Source organism: Cupriavidus sp. SK-4, assembly GCF_000611125.1.
GTDB classification, from domain to species: domain Bacteria; phylum Pseudomonadota; class Gammaproteobacteria; order Burkholderiales; family Burkholderiaceae; genus Cupriavidus; species Cupriavidus necator.
The window spans coordinates 41,968-48,104 of sequence record NZ_JFJW01000107.1; the positions used below are offsets into that span (position 1 = coordinate 41,968).

The 6,137-nt window shown below is 68.3% G+C and carries 5 protein-coding genes; all 5 read right to left on the bottom strand.

Annotated elements, in window-relative coordinates:
- Positions 1-14 precede the first annotated feature (14 nt).
- Positions 15-1,568, bottom strand: coding sequence for a malonyl-CoA synthase (locus tag CF68_RS23700; protein ID WP_035823528.1), 1,554 nt, complete (start codon positions 1,566-1,568; stop codon positions 15-17).
- A 73-nt stretch (positions 1,569-1,641) separates the two neighbouring features.
- On the bottom strand, positions 1,642-2,424 hold the full coding sequence (locus CF68_RS23705) for an enoyl-CoA hydratase/isomerase family protein (RefSeq protein WP_035823530.1): 783 nt from the start codon (positions 2,422-2,424) through the stop codon (positions 1,642-1,644).
- A gap of 44 nt (positions 2,425-2,468) precedes the next feature.
- Complete coding sequence (locus CF68_RS23710; protein WP_035823532.1) at positions 2,469-3,482, bottom strand: tripartite tricarboxylate transporter substrate binding protein; 1,014 nt, start codon at positions 3,480-3,482, stop codon at positions 2,469-2,471.
- A gap of 147 nt (positions 3,483-3,629) precedes the next feature.
- The gene (locus CF68_RS23715; protein ID WP_035823535.1) at positions 3,630-5,102 is read right to left on the bottom strand and encodes a malonyl-CoA decarboxylase domain-containing protein; all 1,473 of its coding nucleotides are present in this window, start codon (positions 5,100-5,102) and stop codon (positions 3,630-3,632) included.
- Between the two features lie 68 nt (positions 5,103-5,170).
- A complete protein-coding gene (locus CF68_RS23720; RefSeq protein WP_035823537.1) occupies positions 5,171-5,890 on the bottom strand; it encodes a GntR family transcriptional regulator in 720 nt (239 codons plus the stop codon).
- Positions 5,891-6,137 lie beyond the last annotated feature (247 nt).

Consider the following 6,137-nt stretch of genomic DNA (forward strand, 5'->3'; position numbering starts at 1 on the left):
CTCCCCAAAGACCCTCAGAGCACCGCGAACTGCTCGCGCAGCACGTTCTTCTGCACCTTGCCCATGGTATTGCGCGGCAGCTCGTCCACCACGTGCACGCGCTTGGGCACCTTGAAGTTGGCGATGCGGCCCTTGAGCGTGCCGATCAGCGCCGCTTCATCGATTTCCACACCCGGCTTGCGCACCACCACCGCCACCACCGCCTCACCAAAATCCGCGTGCGGCACGCCGATCACGGCGCTCTCGGCCACGCCCGGCATCTCGTCGATAAAGCTCTCGATTTCCTTCGGGTAGACGTTGTAGCCGCCCGAGATGATCAGGTCCTTGCTGCGCCCGACGATGGTCAGGTAGTTGTCCGGCACCGCGCGCTCGCCGGCCTGGCTGACAATGGCGCCGCCGAAGCGGCCGACGTCGCCGGTCTTGAACCAGCCGTCCTCGGTGAACTCTTCGCTGGTCTTCTCCGGCATGCGCCAGTAGCCCTTGAACACGTTCGGGCCCTTGACCTCGACATTGCCGATCTCGCCCGGCGCGCACGGCTGGCCTTCGCCATCGACCACGCGCACCGACACGCCCGGCAGCGGCATGCCGACGGTGCCGCCGATGCGCTCGCCCAGCGCGGCATCGTACGGGTTGGACACCAGCATCACGGTCTCGCTCATGCCGTAGCGTTCCAGGATGGTATGGCCGGTGCGCTCGCGGAAGGCATCGAAGGTCTCCAGCAGCAACGGCGCCGAGCCCGACACGAACAGCCGCATGCGGCGGCAGGTGTCGTCGTCGAAGCGCGGCTCCTGCAGCATGCGCACGTAGTAGGTCGGCACGCCCATCATCACCGTGCAGCGCGGCAGGAATTTCAGCACCTGCGCCATGTCCAGCCTGGGCGCCCAGATCATCTTGGCGCCGGCCAGCAGCGCGCCGTGCGAAGCCACGAACAGGCCGTGCACGTGGAAGATCGGCAGCATGTGCAGCAGCACGTCGTCGCTGCGCCAGCCCCAGAATTCATGCAGCGTCTGCGCATTGGAAGCCAGGTTGCGGTGCGTCAGCATCGCGCCCTTGCTGCGGCCGGTGGTGCCGGAGGTGTAGAGAATGGCGGCAAGGTCGTCATCCTGGCGCGCGGCCGTCTCGAAGGTATCTGACTTGCCCGCCGCGCGCGACAGCAGCGAGCCGCTGCGGTCGTCGTCCAGCGTAAAGACGTGGTTGACGCCGTGGCGGAACGCCACCTTGGACACCCAGCCGAAATTCTTGCTGCTGCACACCACCACCGACGGCTCGGCATTGCCGACGAAGTAGTCGATCTCTGCCTCCTGATAGGCGGTGTTCAGCGGCAGGTAGACGTAGCCGGCGCGCAGCGTGGCCAGGTACAGGAACAGCGCTTCGGGGGACTTCTCCACCTGCACCGCCACGCGAGCGCCTTCGGGCAGGTGCAGCGAGGCCAGCAGATTGGCCAGCTTGGCGGTAGCGAGGTCAAGGTCGTCCCAGCTGTAGTACAGCCCGTCATGCGTCTCGATGCAGCAGGCGGTGCGGTCGGCGGGAAAGCGGGATTCGAACAGGGCGAACAGGTTGGCGTTCATGTCGGGGATCGAACGAAAGGCTAAGGAAAACGAAGAAAACAATCGCGTGTGGAAGCAGTCATGGCGGCGTGCCCTACTCCCCACGGAACTGCGGTGGCCGGCGCGCGAGGAAGGCGGCCACCCCTTCCGCGTGGTCCGCGCTTGCGGCGTAGGCAAAATGCGCGTCCAGGTCGGCGGGCGACAGCGGTGCCGGCAGCGGCGCCAGCCGGCGGATGGTGGCCTTGTTGATGCGGGCGGCGACGGGCGCGCCGGCGGCAATGCGGCGCGCCGTGGCATCGACCTCCGCGGCCAGCGCGCCGGGCTCGACCACGCGGGTCAGCAGCCCTTTGTCGCGCGCCTCGGCGGCGTCGAAGACCCGGCCTTCCAGCAGGATCTCCAGCGCGGCGGCGCGGCCCGCCAGCGCCAGCAGGCCCTGCAGCTCGCCGGGCGCCATCGGGAAGCCCAGGCGGTTGATCGGCACGCCGAAGCGGCTGTCCGAGGCAGCGATGCGCAGGTCGCAGTGGCAGGCGATTTCCAGCCCGCCGCCCACGCATACGCCTTCGATCATCGCCACGGTGGGGTGCGTGCATTGCGCCACCGCCGCCAGCGCCGGCGCGATGGTGGCCATGTGGTAGTGACGCACCGCGGCCTCGTCGGCGCGCTCTGCCGGGAACTCGGCAATGTCGGCGCCGGCGGCAAAGTTGCCGTCGGCACCGCGCACCACCACGCAGCGCAGCGAGGTATCGGCGGACAGGCGTGCAAAGCCCACCGCCAGCTCGCGCCACATCTGCGCGGAAATGGCGTTAAGCTTGCCCGCGTGCGACAGCGTCACGGTGGCGGTGGTGCCCTGCGTGGCAAACAATACGGTGCCGCTCATCGCCGCGCCCCCTTGCATCGGATCAGCGTTGACATGGCGCCCCGTCAGTCGATCTTGGCGCCGGATTGCTGCACCACCTGGGCCCAGCGGCGAATCTCGGCGTGCTGGAACTGCGCGAACTGTTCCTGCGTAAACGCCGGCGTCTCGGAGCCGTTGTTAAGCCAGACCTGCTTGAGCTCCGGCGAGTTCAGCGCCTTCTCGGTCTCTGCATACAGGCGGTCGACGATCTCCTTGGGCGTGCCCTTGGGCACCCACATCGCATACCAGGTCGACACGTCATAGTTGGGCACGCCCGCCTCGGCCGCGGTCGGCACGTTGGGGAACGCCGCCGAGCGCTTGCTCGAAGCCACCGCCAGCGCCTTGATGCGGCCCGCGCGGATATGCTGCGCCGACGAGCCCAGGCCGTCGAACATCAGGTCGACCTGGCCCGCGATCAGGTCGGACAGCGCCGGACCCGCGCCCTTGTAGGGAATGTGGGTGATGAAGGTCTTGGTCTGGAGCTTGAACAGCTCGCCCGCCAGGTGGTGCGACGAGCCGTTGCCGGCCGAACCGTAGTTCAGCTTGCCGGGATTGGCCTTGGCGTAGGCAATCAGCTCCTGCAGCGTGTTGGCCTTGACGCGGTTGGGATTGACCACCACCACTTGCGGCGGCTGCGCGATCACCGTGACCGGGATGAAGTCCTTCTCGATGTCGTAGTCCAGCTTCTTGTAGAACGACGGTGCAATCGCGTGGTGCGCGCCGCCGATGAACACCGTGTAGCCGTCCGGCGCGGCCTTGGCCGCAATGCTGGCGCCGACCGTGCCGCCGGCGCCGCCGCGGTTGTCGATCACGAACTGCTTGCCGAGCTGCTTGGACAACTGCGCGGTCAGCGGCCGCGCAAAGGCGTCGGTGCCGCCGCCGGCGGGAAACGGCACGATCACGGTGACGGGCTTGGACGGCCAGGTGTCGGCATGGGCGGCGGGCGCGGCGAGCATTGCGCCGGCGCCGAGGCCGGCCAGGCCCAGGGCCACGCCCGTTGCGCGCGCGCACGCGGCCAGGCTGAACTGACGACGATTCATTGGTTGTCTCCTCTCTCTTCTGCGGAAAGTCAATCTGATGGCCGCGCGACACTGCCGCGGCGCGAAGTTACTGCTCAGGTCCCGACAAGAAAACGCGGCGCGCCAGGCGCCGCGGGTGCGGGGGCGACCCGCGTGACCGGACCAGGGTCACAGCAGCTTCCCGACGCTACGGCTGATGCGCGGGTTGCCGGCGCCCAGGCGTGCCAGATTGTCATCCAGCGCCTCGGGCACGTAAAGATAATTGACCATCATCCCGCAGCTCTGGCTGCGGCCTTTGCGCGACAGGTCGGCGCCCCAGTTCAGCCGCTCCACGCAGGCCCCGTTGCCCAGGTGGAAGCGCGCGACCGGGTCGGCGGGCATCGACTGGTTGCGTTCGCGCACCAGGAAATGCGCGGCCAGGATCATGGCGGTATCGCGGATCACGGTATCGGCGGCGTCCGGCACCAGCGCCTCCAGCCACCCGGCGCCGTCCGCTGGCGCCTTGCCGTGGCGCTCGCTCCAGCGCGCCAGGCGCTTGTCGCCTAGCACGCGCGCAACGGCGTCGCCATCCTGCTTGCGCAGCCAGTCGGCAAACCCGGGGATCGGCGAGAGCGTGGCGAACTGATTCACTTTTGGGAATTCACGCTGGACCTCCTCGATCACGCGCTTGAGCAGGAAGTTGCCGAAGCTCACGCCGCGCAGGCCCGCCTGGGTATTGCTGATCGAATAGAAGATGGCCCACTTGACGCGGCGCAGGTCTTCCAGCGGCGCGGCTTCATCCAGCAATGTATGGACATTGGCCGCCATCTCCGGCGCGAAAGCCACCTCGACAAAGATCAGCGGCTCGCGCGGGATGCGCGGGTGGAAGAACGCATAGCAGCGGCGGTCGGAATCGAGGCGGTTGCGCAGGTCGGTCCATGAGGCGATCTCATGCACGGCCTCGTAGCGGATCAGCTTTTCGAGCAGCGATGCCGGCGAATCCCAGGTGATCGGCTGCAGCTCCAGCAGGCCCACGTCGAACCAGTTGGAGAACAGCGCCTCGAGGTCGTCGTCAAGCGGGCGCAGGCCCGGCATGCGGCGCTGCCAGCGCAGCATGTCGGCGCGCAGCTGGATCAGGAAGTGCAGGCCGCAGGCGCTGTTGCCGCGCTGGCCATGCAGCGCGGCCAGCCGCTTGAAGAAGCGGATGCGCGCATTGGACAGGGCCTGGGCCAGGCCCGAAGACGCGGCCTGCGCGCGGGCGGCGCGCGCGCCCTTGTCGCCGTCGGTCCCGGCCTCTTCGCTGCCCTTGCCGCCGCCGCTGCTGGCGACTTCGGCCAGCACCGCCAGCATGCCGCGCCGGGTGGCCTCGCCGGCGGCTTCATACTCGGCCTGCCACGCCTGCGCGGCGGCATTGGCGGCGCCATCGGTCAGGCGCGCGTCGAAGCAAAGCCGCAGCTGCTCGCGCTGGCGGCGCACCGCGCGCGGCGGCAGCGGCGCCTCGCCATCGACCGGCGTTGCGGCGGCCTTGGCGCTGGCCTTGGCGTCGCCCTCGCCCTTGCGTCCCCACCAGCGGCCCAGCCGCGACAGGAACTTGGAACCTGCCGGCTCGCTTTCGCCCAGCGGCGCACTGATCTTCTGGTCACCCGTGTCGAAGGAATTCATGCGGTATCTGCCTTGATGCATCGATCGGAACGTGGGAAAAACATCGGACTGGAGTTACGGCGCCGCGGCTACTCTTCGCCGCCGGCCACGCGCAGCACCGGCGGCGCGCGCACGGCCTGGGCCTCGGCCGCCCCGGCGGTGGCACCGGCATCCAGCGTCTTGAGCGCCGCGCGCTGGCGCAGCAGATGGGTCTTCATCATCGCCTCGGCGCCTTCGGGGTCGCGGGCCTTGAGCGCGGCAAACACGGACAGGTGCTCGGCGCAGGATTCCTGGATCCGGCCCGGCAGCTTCAGGCTCTTGTGGCGCGACAGCCGCAGCACCTTGCGCAGGTCGCTGATCAGGCCCGACAGCCAGCGGTTGCCGGCCAGCCGCTGGATCGATTCGTGGATCTGGAAGTTGGTTTCGTAGTAGGCGTCGATGTCACCCGCCTGCGCGTAGCGCGCCAGGTCGGCATGCAGGCCGTCCAGTGCGTCCAGGTCGGCGCGCGTGGCGTTGCGCGCGGCCTCATAGGCGCAGCGCCCTTCCAGCAGTGCCATCAGCGGGAAGATCTCGTCCAGGTCCTGCTCGGACAGTTCATTGACGAAGCAGCCGCGGCGCGGCTCCAGCCGCACCAGGCCTTCGGCGGCCAGCACCTTGAGCGCCTCGCGCAGCGGCGTGCGCGAGATGCCCAGGGTTTCAGCCATCGCGCTCTCGTCGATCCATGCGCCGGGCACCAGCGTATGCGCATCGATCATGGCGCGCAGCCGGTCTGCCACTTCCAGGTACAACGCCTGCTGGACAATGCGCATGCTTCCCCCGGGTCGGATGGCGTGACCGATGCGTTCCGGTCACGATCTGGCGTCGGCCAGGGCAGATGCGCCCCGCCAGCCATAATTCATAATTATGGATTAGGACGCGAACGATACAAGGAATTTCGATGCTGCGCTGCAAACAAGCCGGAGCGGGTGGTGTTCTGGTGGTTGACCGGCGAGATGCGGTCCGTGGGGTACGGCGTGGGTGCGATATGAGGTGCGGCGGGCGTTTCCATGCCTCCCT

Excerpts from the sequence above, each read along its gene's own strand:
- CF68_RS23700 (WP_035823528.1), bottom strand. The coding sequence starts at position 1,568 with ATGAACGCCAACCTGTTCGCCCTGTTCGAATCCCGCTTTCCCGCCGAC.
- CF68_RS23705 (WP_035823530.1), bottom strand. The coding sequence starts at position 2,424 with ATGAGCGGCACCGTATTGTTTGCCACGCAGGGCACCACCGCCACCGTG.
- CF68_RS23710 (WP_035823532.1), bottom strand. The coding sequence starts at position 3,482 with ATGAATCGTCGTCAGTTCAGCCTGGCCGCGTGCGCGCGCGCAACGGGC.
- CF68_RS23715 (WP_035823535.1), bottom strand. The coding sequence starts at position 5,102 with ATGAATTCCTTCGACACGGGTGACCAGAAGATCAGTGCGCCGCTGGGC.
- CF68_RS23720 (WP_035823537.1), bottom strand. The coding sequence starts at position 5,890 with ATGCGCATTGTCCAGCAGGCGTTGTACCTGGAAGTGGCAGACCGGCTG.